The sequence below is a fragment of the Paraliomyxa miuraensis genome (assembly GCF_026337845.1).
Taxonomy (GTDB): domain Bacteria; phylum Myxococcota_A; class Polyangia; order Nannocystales; family Nannocystaceae; genus Paraliomyxa; species Paraliomyxa miuraensis.
In genome coordinates this window covers 1-20,675 of sequence record NZ_JAOVZF010000144.1, presented here as the reverse complement: position 1 = coordinate 20,675, position 20,675 = coordinate 1, and the positions used below count along the sequence as shown (strand labels likewise).

General features: G+C 69.5%; 21 protein-coding genes. 11 read left to right on the top strand and 10 right to left on the bottom strand.

The window, feature by feature from the left end:
* The first annotated feature begins 52 nt into the window (after positions 1-52).
* The gene (locus tag OEB96_RS10900) at positions 53-430 is read left to right on the top strand and encodes a hypothetical protein (protein WP_266215488.1); all 378 of its coding nucleotides are present in this window, start codon (positions 53-55) and stop codon (positions 428-430) included.
* A 15-nt stretch (positions 431-445) separates the two neighbouring features.
* Here the strand turns inward: OEB96_RS10900 and OEB96_RS10895 are convergent, their stop codons facing one another.
* The gene (locus tag OEB96_RS10895; RefSeq protein WP_266215487.1) at positions 446-1,018 is read right to left on the bottom strand and encodes a hypothetical protein; all 573 of its coding nucleotides are present in this window, start codon (positions 1,016-1,018) and stop codon (positions 446-448) included.
* Between the two features lie 856 nt (positions 1,019-1,874).
* Here OEB96_RS10895 and OEB96_RS10890 point away from each other — a divergent pair.
* Positions 1,875-3,170, top strand: a complete 1,296-nt coding sequence (locus OEB96_RS10890) for a tetratricopeptide repeat protein (RefSeq protein ID WP_266215486.1) — start codon at positions 1,875-1,877, stop codon at positions 3,168-3,170.
* Between the two features lie 33 nt (positions 3,171-3,203).
* Here the strand turns inward: OEB96_RS10890 and OEB96_RS10885 are convergent, their stop codons facing one another.
* The 6 genes from OEB96_RS10885 to OEB96_RS10860 all read right to left on the bottom strand — a co-directional run bounded on the left by OEB96_RS10885 (position 3,204) and on the right by OEB96_RS10860 (position 8,308).
* A complete protein-coding gene (locus OEB96_RS10885; protein ID WP_266215485.1) occupies positions 3,204-3,989 on the bottom strand; it encodes a DNA-methyltransferase in 786 nt (261 codons plus the stop codon).
* Between the two features lie 151 nt (positions 3,990-4,140).
* The gene (locus tag OEB96_RS10880) at positions 4,141-5,376 is read right to left on the bottom strand and encodes a hypothetical protein (protein ID WP_266215484.1); all 1,236 of its coding nucleotides are present in this window, start codon (positions 5,374-5,376) and stop codon (positions 4,141-4,143) included.
* Entirely contained in the window at positions 5,373-5,882 is a 510-nt protein-coding gene (locus tag OEB96_RS10875; RefSeq protein WP_266215483.1) for a hypothetical protein, read from the bottom strand. The genes OEB96_RS10880 and OEB96_RS10875 overlap by 4 nt, the downstream gene beginning before the upstream one ends.
* A 120-nt stretch (positions 5,883-6,002) precedes the next feature.
* Positions 6,003-6,863, bottom strand: coding sequence for a tetratricopeptide repeat protein (locus OEB96_RS10870; protein WP_266215482.1), 861 nt, complete (start codon positions 6,861-6,863; stop codon positions 6,003-6,005).
* A gap of 17 nt (positions 6,864-6,880) precedes the next feature.
* The gene (locus OEB96_RS10865; RefSeq protein WP_266215481.1) at positions 6,881-7,726 is read right to left on the bottom strand and encodes an OmpA family protein; all 846 of its coding nucleotides are present in this window, start codon (positions 7,724-7,726) and stop codon (positions 6,881-6,883) included.
* A gap of 81 nt (positions 7,727-7,807) precedes the next feature.
* Complete coding sequence (locus tag OEB96_RS10860) at positions 7,808-8,308, bottom strand: hypothetical protein (RefSeq protein WP_266215480.1); 501 nt, start codon at positions 8,306-8,308, stop codon at positions 7,808-7,810.
* Between the two features lie 174 nt (positions 8,309-8,482).
* Between OEB96_RS10860 and OEB96_RS10855 the strand changes: the two genes are divergently transcribed.
* The 6 genes from OEB96_RS10855 (at position 8,483) to OEB96_RS10830 (ending at position 13,463) form a co-directional block, all read left to right on the top strand.
* Positions 8,483-9,595, top strand: a complete 1,113-nt coding sequence (locus tag OEB96_RS10855; RefSeq protein ID WP_266215479.1) for a hypothetical protein — start codon at positions 8,483-8,485, stop codon at positions 9,593-9,595.
* A gap of 33 nt (positions 9,596-9,628) precedes the next feature.
* The gene (gene murA / locus OEB96_RS10850; protein WP_266215478.1) at positions 9,629-10,894 is read left to right on the top strand and encodes a UDP-N-acetylglucosamine 1-carboxyvinyltransferase; all 1,266 of its coding nucleotides are present in this window, start codon (positions 9,629-9,631) and stop codon (positions 10,892-10,894) included.
* Between the two features lie 16 nt (positions 10,895-10,910).
* Entirely contained in the window at positions 10,911-11,624 is a 714-nt protein-coding gene (gene hisG, locus OEB96_RS10845; protein ID WP_266215477.1) for an ATP phosphoribosyltransferase, read from the top strand.
* Positions 11,621-12,334: a hypothetical protein gene (locus tag OEB96_RS10840; RefSeq protein ID WP_266215476.1), complete on the top strand. Its 714-nt coding sequence runs from the start codon at positions 11,621-11,623 to the stop codon at positions 12,332-12,334. The genes hisG and OEB96_RS10840 overlap by 4 nt, the downstream gene beginning before the upstream one ends.
* 377 nt (positions 12,335-12,711) lie before the next feature.
* Positions 12,712-13,161: a hypothetical protein gene (locus OEB96_RS10835; protein ID WP_266215475.1), complete on the top strand. Its 450-nt coding sequence runs from the start codon at positions 12,712-12,714 to the stop codon at positions 13,159-13,161.
* A gap of 53 nt (positions 13,162-13,214) precedes the next feature.
* Complete coding sequence (locus tag OEB96_RS10830) at positions 13,215-13,463, top strand: hypothetical protein (protein ID WP_266215474.1); 249 nt, start codon at positions 13,215-13,217, stop codon at positions 13,461-13,463.
* Positions 13,464-13,505: 42 nt separating this feature from the next.
* Here OEB96_RS10830 and OEB96_RS10825 read toward each other — a convergent pair whose 3' ends face one another.
* Complete coding sequence (locus tag OEB96_RS10825; RefSeq protein WP_266215473.1) at positions 13,506-14,087, bottom strand: SEL1-like repeat protein; 582 nt, start codon at positions 14,085-14,087, stop codon at positions 13,506-13,508.
* Between the two features lie 211 nt (positions 14,088-14,298).
* On the opposite strand from OEB96_RS10825, the gene OEB96_RS10820 reads away from it, so the two are divergent.
* A complete protein-coding gene (locus tag OEB96_RS10820) occupies positions 14,299-15,240 on the top strand; it encodes a DUF1963 domain-containing protein (RefSeq protein WP_266215472.1) in 942 nt (313 codons plus the stop codon).
* Positions 15,241-15,288: 48 nt separating this feature from the next.
* Here OEB96_RS10820 and OEB96_RS10815 read toward each other — a convergent pair whose 3' ends face one another.
* Positions 15,289-15,561: a hypothetical protein gene (locus tag OEB96_RS10815; protein WP_266215471.1), complete on the bottom strand. Its 273-nt coding sequence runs from the start codon at positions 15,559-15,561 to the stop codon at positions 15,289-15,291.
* A 121-nt stretch (positions 15,562-15,682) separates the two neighbouring features.
* On the opposite strand from OEB96_RS10815, the gene OEB96_RS10810 reads away from it, so the two are divergent.
* Complete coding sequence (locus OEB96_RS10810) at positions 15,683-16,360, top strand: hypothetical protein (protein WP_266215470.1); 678 nt, start codon at positions 15,683-15,685, stop codon at positions 16,358-16,360.
* Positions 16,361-16,417: 57 nt separating this feature from the next.
* Here the strand turns inward: OEB96_RS10810 and OEB96_RS10805 are convergent, their stop codons facing one another.
* A complete protein-coding gene (locus OEB96_RS10805) occupies positions 16,418-19,471 on the bottom strand; it encodes a serine/threonine-protein kinase (protein ID WP_266215469.1) in 3,054 nt (1,017 codons plus the stop codon).
* 62 nt (positions 19,472-19,533) lie between these two features.
* Between OEB96_RS10805 and OEB96_RS10800 the strand changes: the two genes are divergently transcribed.
* A complete protein-coding gene (locus tag OEB96_RS10800; RefSeq protein WP_266215468.1) occupies positions 19,534-20,151 on the top strand; it encodes an RNA polymerase sigma factor in 618 nt (205 codons plus the stop codon).
* The last annotated feature ends 524 nt before the right edge of the window (positions 20,152-20,675 follow it).

Here is a 20,675-nt window from a genome sequence, read left to right as displayed (position 1 = left end):
GCGATCGAGCCGTGACATCGATCGCTCATGCTCCGCCCACCCCAGGCACCCGATGAGCGCCGCGATCGACTTCACTCGCTTCGGCCGACGGCCATCACCACGCACGCTCGAGGAGGTCGCCACGATCGCACGTCGTGGCCACCATCGACTGCGCGCGAGCGTTCGCCTCCACGACGGGCGCAGCGGCGAGGTGTTCTTCGACGGCGCGACCGTGGTCCACGCCAAGCTCGGCTGGGCGATCGGTCGCCGTGCCCTCGATCGACTACGCGTGGCCGAGCCGTTCGAGCACGCTGCCATCCAGCTCCACGCGATGCCCGACATGATCACGCTGGGTGAGGCGTGGGCCGGCCGGGTCTTGGCGGTCCCACGCCTCCAAGCAGCGACGCCGCGGCTCTCGTGGAGAGCGCGCGGCGTCGAGCCGGTTTGGTGAGCGAGGGCGTGGCGGCTACTTGATGCCGCAGAGCGGGTCGTCTTCCTCGCAGACCTCGATCTTGTCCTTGGGCTTCGGCTTCTCGACCGGCTCGGTGGGCTGCTCCTCGTCGGGGGCAGGCGCCTGCTCGCCGTCGACCTTCTTGGGCGTGATGGTGAACGCCAGCGCCATGCCGCCCTCGATGCGCAGGACCTCGCGCTTCTTGACCTTCGCATCGAAGGTGTAGGGCGCCACGATCGGCTCGCCATCGCGGTCGTAGCCGACGGTGATCGCGACCTCCTTCTTGCCGTCGCCCTTGGGCATGATGGTGAGCTGGAACTGGTGCTTCGAGCCGTCGGCCTGCAGCTCGACGCCGGTCTGGACGCCGTAGTCGACATGGACCGCGCTCTCGGGCTTGACCACCCGGCCCGACTCGAGCTTGACCTCGATCTTGACATCGGCGGCCCCACGGACGACCGGGGCCTCGGTCTCCTCGCCATCCTCGATTTCCTCGTCCTCGGGATCGTCCGCCGCCCGTACGCTGGGCAGCGGCCCCATGAGCAATCCAATGGCAACGAGCACCGCCCCCCAGCGAGCTCCCTGTCGCATCGCGAAAATCATGGGAGAATGGTGACCACACCACGACCGCTACGCAAGCAATCGCTGCGATCGCTCCGGCCGCCCCTTGGTGTGGACGGAACGAGCGCTTCCCCGTTGACCTAGCGCGGCCTCGCTTCGTCGGGCAGCTCGACGCCCATGCCCTTGCACGATGACCGTGCCTCGCTCGATCCCTCGTGCTCGACTGGTTTGCTCGTGGGCTGCTCATGGGGTCGCCCCCGTGGCGTCCTCGGCGTCGACCGGCCTGCCGACACGCTGCGGCGGTATCGGCGACCTCGAGTCGCGTGCCCCGACCTCAGTGGGCGCTCGAAGAACCGCGCTGGGACCCGGATCTCCCACTCTTCGGACGACGTGAGCTTTTCTCACGCATCCTCGAGCCACCCGGGGTATCCTCGGTGAGGATCCGTGCAAGGACGCGGGGGCAAGGGCGGGCCGGGGGGCGTGCTCCGGTTGCGTGCGCGCGCTCGCGATTGCGCTCCTCGGATGCTCGTGCTCCTTCGGGCGGACGGGACCAGCGTTCGACGGCGCTCCGAGCCGGCGTTCGAGCCAGCTCGAACGCACCGGAGCAACGACTCACGCCCCTGCCACGCACTGCGCTGTCTGCTTCGCACCATGGCACGTTCTGGCAAGACATCCGCGAGCGTCTCGCGTCTGGAGCCACGGCCACGCGCGCCCGCGCGAGGGCCCGAACGGCCGCACAGCCCACCCACGAGGGCCACTGCGCGCGAATCAGGAATTGCCAGCGCGACGGCGCCATGGCAAGAATCCCGTACCCCGCTCCACCTCTTTTGCTTGCTCGCTCCCTCTTGCTGCGCCGACGATGACGATCCGCGCTCAACTCGATGCCGTGGCCACGCTCCTGGACGAAGGAGCATCCAGCTCGGCGGTTCGCATGCTCCGTAGCGCGTGGGAACCAGAGCTCCCCACCCACGACCTCATCCCGCTCTACTGCATGTGGATCCGGGCCCTCTGCGACATGGGGGACCTCGACCACGCGATCATACTGGCGCGGCGAGCCGCCGACGAGCTCTCGGACGAGCCCGACATCCTCATCGCGCTCGGCAACGTGCACGACCTCCGCGGCGAGCTGCCGGCCTCGCGCGATGCCTTCCGGCGCGCCATCGAGGCCAACGCCATGGGCTCGCTGGCGCACTACAACCTCGGTGCGGTGCTCGAGCGGCTCGGCGAGGAAGACGAGGCCGAGGACTGCTACCGCAACGCGCTCGACTCCGACGACGAGCCCGGCACCATGTACGAGGCCGCCGCGGCGCTCGGTGCCCTGCTGCGTCGCAATGGTCGCCTCGAGGAGGCGGCTGGGGTCTACGAGCAGTACCTCGACGAAGATCCGATCAACGTCGACATCCTGGTCGAGCACGGGATCTGCCTGTCCGACCTCGACGAGTTCGAGCAGGCGGTCGAGCGCTTCGAGCTCGCGCTCACCCTCGAGACCGATCACGCGGGCGCCTGGTACAACCTGGCGATCACGCTCTACCGCATGGGCCAGCCCGAAGAGGCCATGACCGCCATGGACAAGGCGCTGCGGGCCGATCCCGAGAGCCCGCTGACCCTGGCCGTGCTCGGCTCGTGGTACCTGGCCCACGGCCAGGGCGAGGCCCACCTCGACGAGGCGCTGCGCATGCTCTACGGCGCGCTCGAGCTGCTCACCGACTCGTCGATGAGCGACAACCTGAGCCCGAGCTACGCGAGCCTGGTGTTCGAGGAGGTGTTCGAGGCGCTGTGGCAGCGGGGCCTGCGGGGCGAGGCACGCGAGGTGGCGCGTCGAGCCGGGCAGCGCGACTGGATCACCGCGCACGTGCTCAACACCCTCAACGAGGTCGATCACGGCGACGCGCCGCAGGTGAGCGCCTTCACCGTGACCGCCCGCGTCGAGGCCGGCGAGGTGCCCGAGTACTGGCCCCGCGACGTGCAGGGCTACACCCGCGGGCTGACCGTGCTCGCCGCCGACGAGGACGAGGCCCGGCACTACTCGCTGGAGTTCTTGCGCACGATCGAGGCGCCCGGGGTGCAGTTCGAGATCGAGATGGTGCGCCCGGGGGCGCCCGACGAGCTGCCGTACGACATGGTGCGGCCGCGGGCGCGCGGGGTGGTCGGGTTCGCCTCGGGCAGGGCGTACTTTCGCTAGCCGTGAGCCCGCCCCGCGGCACGCTGCGCCTGCCTACGGCGGTCCCTCGGGCGCGCGCTCCGTGACGCCGAGCGAGAGCTGGTCGGCCCGGCCATCGGCATCACGCACGATGAGACCCGAGTCGTGGACGGCACCCTGCTCGAGCAATCGCCGCCGGGTCACCTCGACGGCCTCGTGGGCGATGTCGCAGCCGACGAAGTCCCGCCCCGCTCCCACTGCGGCCGCGCCGACGCTTCCCGACCCCATGAAGGGATCGAGCACGAGCTCTCCCGGCCTCGTGCTCTGCCCCACCAGGATCTCCGACAGCTCGACCGGCTTCTCCGTCGGGTAGCCACGGAGGATTCGCTTGGCCTGGAGGATGTCGGGAATGCCCAGGTCATCGAGCTTTCGCTTCCCCTTTTCGAAGAAGAGGATCATCTCGTAGCGCGCTCGATAGTGATAGCCCATGCCGATCGCGACCTTGTCCCAGATGAGCGGCTTCCAGAACCGAAAGCCGGCGGCTTCGCCGACGGGCTTGGCGATGAACGCGGTCTCGTGGTCGCAGAAGAGATAGAAGTGCCGGTCGTTGCGAAGGACCCGGTAGAGCTCCTCGAACAGCTCCCCGAAGCGAGCGTTCGGGAAGATGCGAAACCAGTCGTTGCTCGAGGCCTTGGAGTGCTTGAGCCGAGTCGTGGTGCCGACGGCCCGGTGCTTCTCGAGCGACTCGTACGGGGGATCGGTGATGACGAGATCGACCGACGCATCGCCGAGCCGACGGAGCCACGCCACCGCGTCGTCCTCCGCGAGCGAGAAGCGCGGGCTCTCGTTGGGCTTGGGCACTGCGCCGTAGCCTACCGGTCCGGGTGTCGACTGCAATACACCCCACTACGACCCTTCGCAGCGCGCCACGATGCCAAGCCGTACGAGTGGACCGCAACGTCGCAGGCCCACCCGCACGAAGCGCCAGGTGGTCTCGGCGTGCTCACGACGATCACGGCGACGTCATCTCCACGAGCTTGGCGTGCCAGGTCGACAGGGTCAGCGCACGACGCCGCATGGTCGCATCGCTGAGTCCAATGGCCGTCTCGGCCAAGAACGCCCTGGCCGACGCGGGATCGATGTCGACGAAATTCGTCTCGCCGCTCCAGTCGATCCACGCGCTTCCCACGTTGCTCGTGGTGACGTGCTCGAGGACGTCCATCCACCGATCCGAGCCCGTCAGCCGCACCAGCAATCGACCGCTGGGCGTGAGCACGCGGTCGCGCACGTAGCCGAGGATCTCGGTCGCGCGTCGATAGTAGTTGACCTGTCGGCTGACGACGCTCAGCGTCTCCGGCGTGGGGTACTGTCCCGAGGACACGATCTCGACGAAGCGAAGGACGCGCTCGAGATCGTCGGCCTGCGGCACGTCTTCCGATGGGATCCGAGAAGAAGCCATCCTCTGCCATCCCTCGAGATCTTCTCGGGAGGGAGGATGGAGCTCGAATGACTCTGCCTCGGCCCGCCCGGCCGCGGTCGTGACCTCCAGCACCACGTTGGCCTCGGTCAGCGCGGTCAGCAGCTCGAGCACGCTGTGAATGCGCTGCAGGTGCTCCTCGCGGGCTTCCGGAGCGCCCTGCCGCAGGCGGGACTCCAGGAGGATCTCGGAGACATCGCGCAATTCGGCCAGCGCGGACCGAAGCCGTGACTGGTCGGCGTGGTCACCCGAGATCTCGTAGCGAATCACGAAGGATCCGGTGCCGGCATCGAGGAACACGGGGTCGTTCATTCCGACCGTGAAGTCATCGATCGTTCGGACCCACAGCGCCTGCAATTCCGCGAGCATTGGAATCGTGAGCGCGCGCCCCCCTGGCGCGACCTGGTGGATTCGCAATTGCTGGACGATGGTTGCCTCGCTCGCCGGAACGCGCCGGGGCACGAGGCCGTCGAGCAATTCGAACAGCTCCGCCTTGAGGTCGGCCGGGGTGTTGCCGCGCAATCCGGCGATCGCGAGCCGGCGCGCCTCGATCGTGTCCCCCAGCTCCGCCGCGAGCGAAGCGGCGCTGCGAAACAGTATCGAGCGCGTGGGCTCGAGCTCCTCCGGCACGAGCTCTGCGGCCTGCGTCTCGAGCACGAACGCGCGCCGCATGGCCGCCCGGGCGCCGCGCTCGTCTCGTCGTCGACGCGCGCTCTGTGCCTCGTCGAGGGCCTCCATCGCCGCGCGATGCGGTGCGACGTGCCGGGTCATGCCTTCTCCGCGATCCTCGCCTCGGGGGCGCTGAACTCGACGACCGCGGCGTAGCCGGGACGGCCCGTCGCATCGCTCTGCTGCATTTGCTCGAGCTTCTCCTGGACCCGCGAGCCCACGCGGTGAGGCCCCTTTAGAATGCCAGAGACCTCGAGGCGAGCCTCGAACACGCCGTCCTGTCGACCAAGCCACCAGTCGATCCCGGTGGTCCTGAACGATCGCTCCACCACGCGGTAGTCGGTCGTGCGAGTCACGACCGCGATGGCAACGGCGGTGGCGCCGTCCTCCACGGCTTCTCGGAGATCGGCGTTGGCCCTGAGCGCGGCCTTGCTCGGGGACGAGAACTCGAGGGTGTGGCTCGCGGAGCTGCGACCGGAGATCTGCAGGCGCACACCGTTGCGATGCTCGTTGTGGTGCAGGCAGACCTCGGCTGCCTCCACGAGCGCATCGGCCTTTGCCTTCGAGAGGCCGAACTGTCCCTCGGCGAGCGCAGAGAGCACGATCACTTCGGGTTTCTTCGGCACGGCAAGGACGCCCCGAGGGCGGATCCTACCCCGACTCGACGCCCGAGGTGAGAGAGACCCCGACGAGAGGCTCGGCCGAGCGTCGCCACGCGAAGGGCGCGTCTACTGCCCGCCCTCGGCGGCCTTGTCCATGCACAGCTCGCCCTTGTCCTTCTTGAGGATCCCGATCTGCTCGGCGGCCTTGTCCTTGTAGTTCTGCGGCGCCTTCATCTTCTTCTCGGTCAGGGCCTCGAAGTAGGCGATGGCGTTGTTGCACTGCCCCAGCTTGGCGAACGCCAGGCCCGAGTAGTAGAGCGCGTCGGGGACGATCGGCGACTCGGGCGAGTCCTGGATGATGCGGTAGAACTCGCCCAGCGAGCTCTTGTAGTCGCGCTCGCTGAAGTAGGTCAGCCCGATCTTGAAGCGCACGTCGGGCATCTGCGCGTCGCCGGGGTAGCGCGACTCGTAGGTCCGGTAAAGCCGCCGGGCCTGCTTGTAGTTGCGCTTGCCCATGTGCTTCTCGGCCTCGGCCAGCAGCTCGGTCTTGCTCTCGGGGATGTTGGTGGCCTCGTTGAGCTTCTCCTCGAGCGCGGTGATCCGCGCGTCGAGGTCGGCCCGCAGCTCGAGCAGCTCCTGCTTGGCCGCGGTGGCCATGTAGTCGGCGTTCTCGGCCGCGCCGCGCAGCTCCTGCACCTGTAGCTCGAGGTTCTCCACGCGCAGGCCCAGGTCGGCCTGGTTGCGTCGCAGCAGTTCCTCGACTTCCTTGAGCTTGGCCTCGACCTCGTCGGCGAGCGCCTGGTTGCGCTCGGCCGTCTCGTTGCTGGCGAGGACCTCCTTGCGGAGCTTGTCGACCTCCTTGGCGATCTCGTCTTGATCGGCCTTGAGGGCGATGCAGCCCGAGCCCGCGCCCAGGGCCCACAGGGCCACCAGGGCGAGCGAGCGGCTGCGAGTGACGATGGAGTGGGGGAACGTGGAGCTCCGCATACGTCGACCTGCCGGCCCTACGGGAACACGAACTCGACGCGTCGATCCTGCTTCATGCCGGCCTCGTCGGTCCCCGTGGCCTCGAGCGAGCCCTTGGAGATGACCTGCATGTTCTCGCCGGTCACCCCGAGATCCTCGAGGAACTTCTTGACCGTCTGTCCGCGCTTGTCGGTGAGCATGATGTTGTACTCCTCGGTGCCGCGCGTGTCGGCGTGGGCCTCGAGGTACACCAGACCGCCGTTGTTCTTGAGGCACTCGGCCACGTCGCGCAGCTGCTGGGCCGCGTCGTCCTCGATCTTGGGGCTGTCGAAGCCGAAGTAGACCGCGTCCAGGCCACAGGGGTTGGCGCCGCCCGAGCCGATGTCCGAGAACACGCACATGCCGCCGTCGCAGATCTCGTCCATGGCGCACTGGTCGTCGGTGGTGCAGGACCCACCGCCGCCCGCGACCATGCAGGTGCCGGTGGCGAGATCGCAGGTGCCCCCGTTGCACTCGATGTCGTCGGTGCACTGCGAGCACTTGCCGGCGGTGCACACGAGCCCGCCCGAGCAATCGATCGTCTGCGTGCAGGGCGAGCCGAGGCTACCCGGACCGCCGGCGCCATCGGCCGGAACCGCGGCGGGATCGGTGCAGCGGAATTCGTGGCAGACCCAGTTGGTGCCGCCGGGTCCCTTGCCCGTGCAATCGGCATCGGTGGTGCAGTTCTGACACGAACCGTCGACGCACTTCTCTCCGAGGTCGACCTTGCAGTGCTTGTCCTTCTTGCACTGCGGGTAGTCGGGCTTGCAGCTGATCGCGGACGCCATCATCAGCGGGAGGGCGAGCAGGGCGAAGGGGGCGAGGCGAGCGAGGAGTGGGCGCATCGTCGAGTCTCCGGGCGGTGTCGGCCAACGCGGGACGCGTTGGTCGTCCGCGGCCAAGGGATATCATGGCGCGGGTGGGTGTCAACCGCGCACGCTCAGCGCGAATACCCGAATTTCGTACTTTTGTCCGTCGATCTCCACCGTCTCCAGGTGCGGACGGCCCCGGGTGGTGACGATGTCGGCCCGCGAGACGCGAACGCGCTCGTCCTCCACGCCCGGCCGCGGTCCGAAACGTAGCCGATGCAACAGATACTCGCCCACGCTGACGGTCTCGTAGGGCGCATCCTCCACGAGCAGATCCCACTCGATCTCGATCTCGCCGCGAGGGTGCTGGTGCGCCGCCACGTCCACGGTGAAGGCTCGGCGACCGCGCGGGGTCCAGACCGCGTGCGAGAACGAGACGCGCCGACCGTCGGGAACGGTGACCGAGCGCGTGGGCATCAGCGTGCTGGCCAGGGCCCGCGATGACGAGGTTTCCCCCAGTGGCGGGCCCACCGCGACGATCTCGACCCCGAGCTCCACCGGCCACAGATCCTGGGTGAGCTCGGCGGTGATCGGGGTGGCGAGGCTGTTGGCGGCCATCGCCGGCCCCGCGGCACTCCCGAGGCTCGCAGCGACGACGAGCGCGGCCAGGCGCCCGCAGAGAAATCGTTGACCAGGGCGACGAAACATGCGTCACCCATCCACGAGACGCGCCCCAGGGGCAACTTTTCCGCGATTTGCCGGGGTGACGGGGCTGGGGCATCGTTGCCGGCGATGACGCTCGCGTTCGCGCTCGGGGCCCGCCACGCCGCTGCCGCGGCCCCGGGTCCACGAGCCGCCGAGCGGGCGCGGATCGGGCTGGCCGCCGTGCTGGCTGCCGCCGTGCCGTTGGTCGCGCTCGGGTGCGGAGGCCCGGCGCCGGGCAGCATGATGGAGGAGCCGCCGCTTCACCAGGCGCTCGCGGCCTACGGCATCGAGCTCGCCGCTGCCGAGGCATGGTCGGTGGAGCTCGGCTGGCAGGTACCGCCCGAGGATTGCCCGCACGCCTATCGGCTCTCGACGAGCTACGAGCCCGCGCTGCGCTTCGAGGAGGACAACGTGGCGAGCCTGATCGTGGGCCGGCATCCGCGGCAGAAGCCCGAGCGTCCGCTCGAGGACGGGCCGCTGCCCTCCGAGCTCGTCGTGCCCGCGCACCTGTTCTACCAGGGCCTGCGGGCCGAGCGAGAGGGAGCCACGCGCGACGTGTACCTGACCGGCGAGCTGGTCGGCCCGGCGTCGCCCACGGCCGCCTGCATGGCGCGCACGTGGGATCCCATGGAAGACGCGCTGGCGCTCGGCTGGCCCCAGCTCCCGGGTCGCCTGACGGCGGTGGGCGAGCACTGGAGCGGCCTGCGGGTGGGGGGCAAGTGCAGCCGCGCGGCGTGCGTCGATCCCCAGACCGGCGGCGGAGGGGTCGACGCCCACGCGCTCACCTGCGTGGTCGGGCCGTGGCAAGAGACGCTGGCCGGCCTCTACGAGCACGACGGCGAGCTGCATGCGTGGATCCACAGCCGCTGGTCCGACGGCCACGGCCCCGGGCTGGGCATCAGCGCCGAGCGCAAGACGCTGATCTCGGTGGACCATGGTCGGCCGATCTGGTCCCGGACGCGCGTGGATCATCGCTTTGCGCAGCCGCTGCACGACGGGAGCTTCGGTCCCGTGGTCCGCACCTGGACGCTCGAGGCCATCGACGGCTGCCCCGGCAGCCTGGCCGCCACCGGCTGGGAGCGCCCGGCGGAGCTCGTCGACGAGGAGACGAGACTACGCGACCAGCTCGCCCACGCGGATCGCCTGCGCAAGCGGACCAGGCGCGCGGCCGACGAGGAGCACGGGCCGTTCGCGGAATGACACGGCGGCCGAGGGACGTCGAGGAGAGCCATCATGGACAAGATCGTCATCCACGGAGGGGAGCGCCTGCAGGGCGAGGTCCGCATCAACGGGGCCAAGAACGCGGTACTGCTGATCCAGTGCGCGGCGCTCCTGGGCGAGGGCAAGACCACGCTGCGGCACGTACCGCGGCTCTCGGACGTGCGCACCATGGGCAAGCTGCTCGAGCGGCTGGGCTGCCAGGTGGGGGGTGATCGCACGCTGTCGATCGACCCCGAGGGCGTGGCCAGGGGCGGCCTCGAGGCGCCCTACGACCTGGTCAAGACCATGCGCGCGTCGGTCACGGTGATGGGCCCGCTGCTGGCCCGCTACGGCCGCGCTCGCGTGTCGCTGCCGGGCGGGTGCGCGATCGGAGCGCGGCCGATCGATCAGCACCTCAAGGGGTTCGCCGCGCTCGGGGCCGAGATCGAGCTCTCGCACGGCTACGTGGAGCTACGCGCCAGGCGATTGCACGGCGCGTCGGTGGTGTTCGACACGGTGACCGTGGGCGGCACCCAGAACGTGATGATGGGCGCCGTGCTGGCGCGCGGCACCTCGCGCCTGGAGAACGTGGCCCGCGAGCCCGAGGTGCAGGAGCTGGCGCGGTTCCTCAACAAGATGGGGGCACGCATCAGCGGGGCCGGCACGCCGGTCATCGAGATCGAGGGCGTCGACTCGCTGGGGGGCATCGATCATGCGGTGGTGCCCGATCGGATCGAGGCCGGCACCATGGCGGTGGCCGCTGCGATCACCCGCGGCGACGTGCTGCTGCGCGACGCTCCGGTCGACGACATGCACGCGGTGATCGCCAAGCTGCAGGAGGCGGGGGTGAGCTGCGACGTGACCTCCGACGGGCTGCACGTGCGCGGGCCCGAGCAGCTGCGCCCCATCGACGTCACCACCCGCCCCTATCCCGGCTTTCCGACCGACATGCAGGCGCAGCTGATGGTGCTGGCGACCCAGGCGCACGGGCAGAGCCTGCTCACCGAGACGATCTTCGAAAACCGCTTCATGCACGTGCCCGAGCTCGGCCGCATGGGGGCCGACATCCACGTCAACGGCAACTCGGCCGCGGTGCGAGGGTCCACGCCGCTCTCTGGAGCCATCGTGATGGCCACCGATCTGCGGGCGTCGGCGTCCCTGGTGCTGGCCGGGCTGGTGGCCGATGGCCCCACCGAGGTCCGCCGGGTGTATCACCTCGACCGGGGCTACGAGGCCATCGAGAAGCGCCTACGGGGGCTCGGAGCCCGGATCGAGCGCTTTCATGGCGCTCCAGGCTGAAACCAGAGTAGAAAGGGTGCCCGTGTTCGAAGCGGCGCTGACCCTGGCCCTGCCCAAGGGACGCATCCTCGCGCCAGCCTTGGAGCTGCTGGCCGCGGCGGGCGTCGACATGGGCGAGCTCCGCGAGGCCAACGATCGCCGCCTGATGTTCGCGCTGCCGGGCGGCGGCAAGGCGCTGCTGGTCAAGCCGAGCGACGTGCCCGCCTACGTGGAGCACGGCGTGGCCGACGTGGGCATCGCGGGCTCCGACACCCTGCGCGAGCAGGGGCACGATCTCTACGAGCCGGTCGATCTCGGGATCGGGGCCTGCCGCCTGGCGGTGGCCGAGCCGATGGATCGTCCGGCGCGTCTTCGGCGCGGCATGGAGCTGCGCGTGGCGACCAAGTACCCCAACCTGGCGCGCCGCCACTACTCCTCGAAGGGAATCTCGCCCGAGATCATCCCGCTCTACGGCTCGGTGGAGCTGGGCGCGATCACGGGCCTGGCCGACCAGATCGTCGATCTGGTGGAGAGCGGGGAGACGCTCCGGCAAAATCGCCTAGCAGAGGTCGAGACGATCATGCACGTCACCAGTCGGCTCATCGTTCATCCCGCGAGCCTCAAGCTCAAGCCCGGCCTGGTGGCGCGTGTCATCGACGGCCTTCGCCTCGCCGTGCACCAGGTGGACGCGAGCGCGGGAACGAGAGCTGGAGCGGCCAACGAGCCGAGGAAGGCGGTCGGCGACCGGTGAGCAGCAACCGCGAGCGCGATGCGGAGAAGGTCCGTCACGTCCTGCGCCACGAGCTCAAGGTGCACGTGCGGCTGCAGGACCAGAACAAGGCACCCACGGAGGAGCAGCTCCAGCAGCTGGCCGACACCATCCCCGACGTGATGGCGTTCGGCGACAATTCGTTCATCGGGGTGCGAGCGGTGCTCGACTGGGACCACCAGATCCCCAGCAAGTACGCGCTGCTGCGGATCCTGGCGTGCTACCGGGCGCTCGACCTCGAGCGGCTCGACGCGCTCATCGAGGACCGCGACGAGGAGATCGCCGAGGGCAACCTCTACCCCGAGTTCGACGTGCCCGACTACGGGGACCTCGACAGCAGCGAGAGCTACGTGGCCTTGATGACGCCGGGATCGGTGGAGATCGAGGACTTCCGCTTCATGAGCGCGTGGCGCAAGCAGGTGCGGCCGGCGGTGGCCGATCTGGCGGTGGAGACGGTCAAGAACACGCCGAGCTACCAACGGGCGGCGGCGGCTCGCTCGGGCGACGGACTGGGCGGACCGGTGGTGATCGGCTGGGCGCCTCCGTGCCTGGCCAACACCAGCACCTGGGCGGTGGAGATCTGGCTGCTCACCGAGTTCGACGGACACCAGGGCAAGGCCCGGGTGTTCATGGTCGACCTCGACGAGAAGGCCGTGACCCGCGAGTTCGATACCGACGTGCAGCTGGCGTAGGCCGGCACCGCGGACTCGCGCGACCCTCGACGACCGGGAGCTCACGGGAGGGCTCGCGGCGGGCTGTCGTTTGGCCGCCGCTGCGAAGAACACGCGCCACGGGTGGCACCCTCATCGGGCGAGGCCAGGCCCGCGGGATATGCGCGTGTAGGTGGACCAGCGTGGGGGAAGGGGAAAAGAGCTGAGGTGGATCGGATTCCTACTCAAAGCTCGTCTCATAAGTCATTGATTGTATTTCAAAACACATTTGGATACAAAAGGGTTGGGTGTGGTTTGAAAAATTCCTCTTGTAATGAGGTGGGGGTAGTGCAGGATGAGGTAGGACAACGGGTGAGAGCGGAGCTCAATCACCCAGGTCCTCCTGAAGGAACCCCGCCATGCTCACCGCTCGCACCGCCTTCGCCTCGCTGCTCCTGGCCTCGACCTTCGCCACCGGCTGCGACGTGCTCGATCTCGAGGGTGAGGGGATCGGCAGCGAGGGCGGTGTGGTGGTGTCGGACGACGGGCGCATGGCGCTCTCGATCCCCGCCGGAGCGCTCGAGCAGAACGTGGAGATCACCATCGAGGTGGTCCCGGGCCCCGAGGGAGCGGCGAGCGACCTCTACGTGATCGAGCCGATGGGCCTGACCTTCGACCGCCCCGTGGTGCTCACCTTCGACTACGACGACGAGATGCTGGGCGACGCCGATGCCGACGCCCTGACCATGGTGGCCCACCGCGAGGCCGACTGGGCCTACCTCGGCGACCAGCGCATCGACGACGGCGACCAGACCCTGTCGGCCAGCCTGATGGCGCTGTCGGCGGTGACCGTGGTGATCGACGAGTAGCCGACAACGAAGCGTGCGATCTGTGGTGTCATGCGGGCGGCCACGGAACGACGATGAGCAAGGAACAGACGACGGCCCTCATTTGCTTCTCGGGACCACGCGACGCAACCGGCAGCCACGTGCAGCTGTGCCTCGGTACGGAGGGAGATGAAGGCCAGGCGCCCTTCGCCTTCACCATCACCATCGCCAGCATCACCGCCCAGGGGGCCTCGGTGAACGTCACCGAGCGGATCCCCTTGTCGCACGCCGACATCCAGAAGCTGCGAGGCTGGATCAACATGGTCGACCCAGCGGGGCGCTGAGAGCGGAAGGGCGAGACGAAGGACGAAGACGGTTGCGCGTGATCACTGCGCGCCGCGATCGCCCACGATGGATCCATGGCAGGTCATCCATGCGTCGGCGTTGGCCCAGGCTTCCGCGAGCCACTCGGCGGGGAGCTGGGAGAGCGGCTCTTCGGTGACCAGCGGCTGCGGATCGCCGAGTCCCGGCAGGTAGCCATCGACGGCGGGATCGCCCCGTAGCGCGGCGATGCGCAAGAACGTGAAGGCGGCGACGTAGTCCTCGCGCTCCTCGGGCGTGGGCGCCTGCGCGAGGAAGCGAACCTCGAACAAGGTCCGACCGTAGAGCGACTGCGCCTCGCGATGGCCCTGCTCGGCCGCGGTGCGCAGCTGGGCCATCGCCTCCTCGAACGGACCGGAGAGATAGTGCTCGCCGTCACGAGACTGCTCGAGCCGCTGCATGCCCTGCTCGGCCGCCGCTTGGGCCGACTCGGCGGGCGGCAGCTCGGCGCACGACGGAGCCGCGGCCCCCTCGTTTGCGGCGGGAGCAGACGTGTGGTCCGTGGGCTCGGGGTCGACCGTGGCATCGGAGCGGGGCGGACACGCAGCGAGCAGGAGGACGATCGTGGAGATGGCGAGCGATCGCACGGGCCCACGGTAGCAGCAGGGTGCGCCTGGGAGCAGATTGCGCGCGTTGCGCGGTGGCGCCCGGGCATCGAGCCGAGCGCAGGTGCGCGCGATGCTGGCCCTGGGTTAGGCTCGGGGCATCAGCGTCCCCTGGATACGCCTCGCGGGTCGAGTCCTCGAGTGCCTCGAGCAAGACGGGCTCGTCGAATTCGCGTCTCCGTGGCGCGGGTTGGTGGACGACTTCGCCGACCAGCTCGCAGGGGCCGCGGGCAAGGACGATCTCGGCAGCGTGCTCAGCGAGTGGCTGCTCGAGCGCGACGAGATCGACGACGTGTTTGCCGACGACGATCGGCTGGCCGCGACGGTGATCGAGCAAGCGCGCCGGCTGGCCGCGGAGGGCGAGAGTGCACGGACCGAAGCGAAGCGCGCCCCCGATCCCCTCGCCTTCCTCGAGATGGACGACGAGGGCACGGACGAGGGCCATGACGAGTGGGTCGCGCGCTGGTCTCGAAGCTCGTTCCTGCCCAAGACGCGCGAGGGCGACGGCCCGGTCACCGCGAGCAAGTTCGGCGGCGCCGCGTTCTTGCGCGAGGGCGAGGCGTGGCCGAGCTGTCCGGGTTGCGAGCAGCCGATGAACCTGTTCGTGCAGCTCGACCTGAGCACGCTGCCGCCCGGCCTGAGCTACCCGCACCGCGAAGGGATGGTCCAGCTGTTCTACTGCACCTCGGCCGAGCCCCTGTGCGAGGTCGACCACGAGGCGTGGCAGCCGTTTGGCAAGTCGGTGGTGGCGCGATGGCTCTCGCCCGAGGAGCTGGCGGGGCCCGCCGCGCCCGCCCAGGATCCGATCGGGCTGCCGGTCGCGCTGGTGCAGGGCTGGGAGCCGGGCGCTTCCGAGCTCCCGGGCTACGAGGAGGACGTGCCGCTCCCCGAGTCGATGGAAGACCTCGACGACGACCAGCAACCGAACTCGGGCGACAAGCTCGGTGGCTGGCCGGCGTGGGTACAAGGGCCCGAGTACCCCACGTGCCCCGAGTGCAAGACCACCATGGTCCATCTGCTGCAGCTCGAGTCCAACGGGCTCTGCCGCCACCAGTTCGGCGATCTCGGCACGGGTCACCTGTGCCAGTGTCCCAACCATCCGCAGGTGGTCGCGTTCGGCTGGGCCTGCCACTGAGCCGCGGCCTGGGCCCGTCGCTCGCCGCGAAGCCTCGGACTCGGATGCTCACGCCCGGCGGGCCGGGTCGATGGCCTCGGGATCCTCGTCGTCGCCCTCGCCCTCGCGCTCCTCGTCGGCCTCCTTGGCCCGGCGCAGCACCTCGGCCGTGGGTTGCTGGGGCTGGAGCATGGCGTTGACGTCGGCCAACCAGTTGGCCACGCCGCTCGAGACCCCGCCTCGTCCCCCTCGCACCCCGCCCATGCGACGGATGCCGACGACGACGAGCACCGGCAGCCCAATCGCGATGAAGAGCACGATGACGAACAATGGATCGGGCACGACGGACTCAGGATACCAGGGCCAGCGGCGCCTCTGACTCGGGTTCGCTGCTTCGCAGGGCTGCCTCTCGAGGCGTCGCGGTCGAGAGGCCCTCCGGGTGGCTGGTGTATGCTGCCCTGCCGTGGTGAGACCGCTCGTTCTCTCGATCATCACAGTGCTGGGGGCCTGTCATGCCGCTACTTCCTCGATCCCATCACCCGCGCCCTCGTCCGACCCGGTCGGGCTGGCGGAGGCATCGTCTTCCGCCGAGCCCGTGAGTGTGGATGGCACCGGGCCGCTGGCGACCGAGGTCGAAGGCTGGCGAGACCTCCTCGTCCGCATGGGCGAGCGAAGGGAGCACCCCGAGTCGGTGGCCGTGAGGAGCGACGACGAGGCGCGCGAGCGAATGTGTGATTCCGGCGACGAGTCCCGCTGCAAGGGCCCGCCGCCGTGGCTCGTCAGGCTCGACTACGAAGACGCGACGATGTGGATCCACTACGTCGTCGACGTGGGCCCAGCGGGCCTGGTGTTCAGCGAGCCGTTCGGCATCGGCTCGATGGGCACCAGCTGCAACGCGAACACCAAGGCCTCGATCCGGCGCGACGGCGATCGTTGGTCGGTGACGATCGAGGACTCCGTGATGCCCATCGACGAGGAGTGCGAGTGCGAGGAGGGCAAGGGCTGCGAGTGCCACTTCGTCTGCACCGGGCCCTTCAAGGCGCGCTGTACCTTCACCGTGACCGGTGGGACGCTGGCGCTTGGGCAGCCGGATGCCGAGTGCGACGCGACGAAGGTGACGGCCGCCGAGGTTGGTGGCTAACCCCGGTTTCCGGGACGACCCCGCCGAGGTCGAGTCCTGCGCAGATCCGACCGACGCTCATCCGGGATTGGGCGTGGTCTCGGGGTGCTCGGCGAGCCAGGCATCGATGTCGGCCAACCAGGTGCGCGAGGATTCCGTGGTGCGCTGTAGACCGCCATCGCCGTCGATCTTCTCCACGTAGGCCTGCCGGCCTTGCTGCATGAGCTGCCGCGCACGGGCCAAGTCGGTGGCCTCCAGCGTCCGCGCCAGCCGGATCTGATCGCGAGCCAGCGCCAGGTCGCCGTCGCCGCTCCGGGTGCGCAGCGTGACCGAGCGCTCCAGGAGCGCGCGCGCGGTCTCGATGTGGTGGAGCTCGAGCTCGCTGCGACCGAGGTGGCTGAGCCAGCCGACCAGGCGCACGTCGTCATGGCCGAGCTCGCGCTCGCGCGCTTGCAGGCCCCGCTGCAGCAACGCGGCGGCCTCGGTGTGTCGACCCTCGTCTTGCAGGATCTTGCCCACGTTGAACACGACCCGCAGGGTGGCGACGTGATCGGCCCCGAAGGCGCTCTCGAAGATCGCGAGCGCGCGCTGCTGCAGCGGCAGCGCCTCGGGCATGCGATCCTGGCGCGCGAGGCAGTTGCCGAGGTTGGTCAGGGCGGTGCCCACGATCGGGTGGTGCGGGCCCACCGTTTGCTCGAGGCTGCGCAGCGCCTGCCGTAGGTAGTCCTCGGACTCGGCGTAGTGCTCGCGGCTCCCCCCCAGCGCGATGCCGATGTTGAGCAGCGAGCGGCCGATGTCGGGGTGGTCGGCGCCGAGCACCTCCACGCGACGCTCGTGGCTGCGGCGGTGCAGCTCGAGGGACAGGGCGTGGTCGCCATCGAGGCGCGCGGCCACCCCGAGGTTGTTGTCGAGGTCGGCCAGCAGCAGGGGATCGGCGTCGATGTACTCGAGCACGGCCCGGGCTTGCTCGCCCAGGCGCAGCGTCTCCTCGTAGCGGTCGTGATCCTGGCCGACCACGTAGACCAGCATGATGAGGGCCTGGGCGCGCGTGCCCTGGTCGCCGTGGCGATCGGCGAGGTCGATGGCCGCGCGCAGATCGGCCTCGGCCTGCTTGGGCTCGTCGGTGCGCTCGCGATAGGTACCCCGGGTGAGCAGGGCGAGGGCCTGGAGCGGGCCGGCGTCGGCGGCCTCGGCCTGCTCGACGACCTCGGTGGCGAGCCTCACGGTCTCTTCGTAGTTGCCCAGCACGCCGATCGCCTTGGCCTTGGCCAGGCGCGCGTGGGCCTCGGCGAGATCCTGGCGCGCCTGCGGTCCGTCGGCCAGGTCGTAGGCGGCCAGGCGGCGAGGATCGGCGCACGCCGACAGCCCGGTGGTGAGGCTGGCCGTGGCCTTGACCGCGGCCTCGGCCATGCCGCCGTCGGGCTGCCGCAGGGCCTCGACCAGCGCGCCCACCTCCGCCAGGCGCTGGTCGAGGCATGCACGGCGGCGGCGATGCTCGGTGTCGTCGCCCTGGGCCACCAGCGCAGCGCCGCAGGCGTTGGCGGCCATCTTGACCCACTCGTCGGTGTAGTCATCGAGCAGCTTCACGGTGGTGGCGGCGACCCGCGGCGCATAGGCCAGCTCGGTGGCCTCGATGGCCTGGGTGACCTCTTGCCGCGCGGTGTCGTCCCACACCCCCTGCAGTTCTTGCTCGAGGCCCGCGCAGGCATCGGTGGCATCGTCTCCGGCGGTGGCGAACAGCGTGGCCAGGCTGGTCAGCATGCCCACGCCCAGCACCACGCCGCCCCATCGCCACTTGCGAAGGGGATCGCGGCGCAGCTCGTCGAGCAGCGCCTCCATCGAGTCGAAGCGATCGGCGGGATGCACCGACAGACCGCGGCGCAGCGCGGTCAGCAGGCGCTTGGGCACCCGGGCGTCGCCCGGGGTCTCGCGCATGTGCCCCTCGAGCACGTTGCCGACCAGCTCGGTGAGCGAGCTGCCCGCGAACGGGCGCTTGCCATAGAGCCCCTCGTAGAGCCCGACGCAGAACGAGAACTGATCCGAGCGCGCGTCGGCGGGCTGGCCGTGATACTGCTCGGGCGACATATAGGCGGGCGTGCCCATCACCGCGCCCTCGCGGGTGAGCGGGGTGGCCAGGCTGTCGAGCTCGGGCTGCTCGCGCAGCGACTTGGCCACCGACGAGGCCGACTTGGGCTTGGCGTCGTCGCCCAGCGAGCGCGCGAGCCCGAAGTCCACCACGCGCACGCGGCCATCGTGGCCCAGCAGCACGTTGTCGGGCTTGAAGTCGCGGTGCACGAGCCCCGCGCGGTGGGCCGCGGCCAGTCCCGAGCCCGCCTTGAGGAACACGTCGAGCACCTCGCGCCAGGGCCGGGTGGCCTCGGCGACGCCGGACTCGGGGTCTACGCTGCCCCTCTTGGTCGACTTGGCGGGCCGGGTCGGCCGGGTCCTCGGGCCCTTGGCGTCCTTGGCCGCGGCGAGCCACTGGCCCAGGGTCTGGCCGTCGACGTACTCCATGGCCACGAACACGCGATCGCCCATCGTGCCCACCTCGTGCACGACGATCACGTTGGGATCGGACAGGCGGGCCATGGCCTGGGCCTCGCGCATCAGGCGGGCCTGGGCGTCGTCCTTGGCCAGGCCGCGGTGCAGATCGGCCCGCAGGAGCTTGATGGCGACCTTGCGATCGAGCTCGGGATCATAGGCGCTGTAGACCACCCCCATGCCGCCGCGGCCGATCCGATCGAGCACGCGGAAGCGACCGATCCGACCGGCGACCTCGGGCTCGTTCTCCTCGTCGACGTGGCGACGCACGGCATCGCCGGGGTCGGTGTCGAGGCCGGAGATGATCCCCGAGCGCGAGGCCCGGTCGCGTTCGTCGTCGTCCTGGAGGTCGTCGTCCGAGGGCGAGCGCGAGGGGGGCTCGTCGCCGAACAGCCGGGCGCGCAACGCCGCGCGAAGCCGGTCGGCCCCGGCCACCGCGGGGGCGGGGCCCATCCGAGTCTCGTCGGGGGACTCGCCCGGGGCGCTTGGGATGGGCTCGTCGCAGGACTCAGCGCTGTCACCGCGGATCGGCGAATCGGGCGTCCGTGCCTCACCGGGCTCGCGCGGGTCCTCCATCGGGTCGGCGTTCATGATGCCGCAGGCGCGGTGCCCTGCAAATCCGCCCGCGGTCGGTCGGTGGTACGCTCGTGGGCGTGAGCACCGACCTCGAGCTGCTCGAGGCCTGGAAGACGGGCGACCGCAAGGCGGGCAGCGAGCTGTTCGAGCGCCACTTCGACAGCATCTGCCGGTTCTTCGCGAACAAGGTGCAAAGCGACGTGGACGACCTGGTGCAGCGCACGTTCATCGCGTGCGTGGAGGGCAAGGAGCGCTTCCGGGGGCAGTCGAGCTTTCGCACGTACCTGTTCGGGGTGGCGCACAACGTGCTGCGCTCGCACTTGCGCAAGCGTAGGCGGGAGGGGGAGCGCTTCGACTTCGGGGTGACGTCGGTGTTCGACCTCGGGCTCTCGCCTACCACCCTCATCGCGCAGCGCAAGGAGCAGCTGCTGATCCTGCAGGCGTTGCGGAGGATTCCGCTCGATCATCAGATCGTGCTGGAGCTCTACTACTGGGAGTCGATGACGGCCAAGGATCTGGGGGAGGTGCTCGACATTCCCGAGGGGACGGTGAGGGGGCGGATTCGCCGGGCCAAGCAGCTGCTGGAGGAGCAGCTGGCGGAGCTGGCGGAGACCGATGATCTCGAGAGCACGATGAGCAATCTGGATAGTTGGGCGCGGTCGCTGCGGGCCAAGATCTTGCAGACCAAGAGCTGAGGGCGCGGGCGGGCGGCTTCGGATGCGGGCATGCCGAGGGTGGTGAGGGGCGGCGGCCTCGGACGCGGGTACGACGAGGTTGGTGAGGGGTTGGTGAGGGCTTCGTGCGAGCTCTGGATTTGCCGGTGAAGGCGCCTTCTCGGAGGGTCGATGGGTTCCGCCCGTGCTCAAACAGTTGATTCGGGCCCAGTCACAGCGTACGACAATCGCAAGGGCCAGTGGACGACCAGAGCCGTGGGCAGGCCCCTCACAAACTCGCGCGGGCGGAACCCATCGACCCTCCGAACGGCGCTCCGTTGGGCCCACGAGGTGCCCGATTCGACCAACGAAACTCCTGTGGCAGGAATGTACTCGACCGCCACCGCACCATCGTTGGCTGGTGGTGGCGGGCACGAAGCTTCGATCGACGAAGGTGCCGATCGTGGAGTCGATGTGTTCCGTTTGTCGTTGTTCGCGACCATGGCCCAGGCATGTTCACCATCATGGCCCAGGGACCCCGAGACACCTGGATCATGTAGCACGCT

Coding starts and splice junctions, on each gene's coding strand:
- OEB96_RS10900 (WP_266215488.1), top strand. CDS start 53: ATGAGCGCCGCGATCGACTTCACTCGCTTCGGCCGACGGCCATCACCA.
- OEB96_RS10895 (WP_266215487.1), bottom strand. CDS start 1,018: ATGCGACAGGGAGCTCGCTGGGGGGCGGTGCTCGTTGCCATTGGATTG.
- OEB96_RS10880 (WP_266215484.1), bottom strand. CDS start 5,376: ATGACCCGGCACGTCGCACCGCATCGCGCGGCGATGGAGGCCCTCGAC.
- OEB96_RS10870 (WP_266215482.1), bottom strand. CDS start 6,863: ATGCGGAGCTCCACGTTCCCCCACTCCATCGTCACTCGCAGCCGCTCG.
- OEB96_RS10865 (WP_266215481.1), bottom strand. CDS start 7,726: ATGCGCCCACTCCTCGCTCGCCTCGCCCCCTTCGCCCTGCTCGCCCTC.
- OEB96_RS10860 (WP_266215480.1), bottom strand. CDS start 8,308: ATGGCCGCCAACAGCCTCGCCACCCCGATCACCGCCGAGCTCACCCAG.
- OEB96_RS10855 (WP_266215479.1), top strand. CDS start 8,483: ATGACGCTCGCGTTCGCGCTCGGGGCCCGCCACGCCGCTGCCGCGGCC.
- murA (WP_266215478.1), top strand. CDS start 9,629: ATGGACAAGATCGTCATCCACGGAGGGGAGCGCCTGCAGGGCGAGGTC.
- OEB96_RS10835 (WP_266215475.1), top strand. CDS start 12,712: ATGCTCACCGCTCGCACCGCCTTCGCCTCGCTGCTCCTGGCCTCGACC.
- OEB96_RS10830 (WP_266215474.1), top strand. CDS start 13,215: ATGAGCAAGGAACAGACGACGGCCCTCATTTGCTTCTCGGGACCACGC.
- OEB96_RS10805 (WP_266215469.1), bottom strand. CDS start 19,471: ATGAACGCCGACCCGATGGAGGACCCGCGCGAGCCCGGTGAGGCACGG.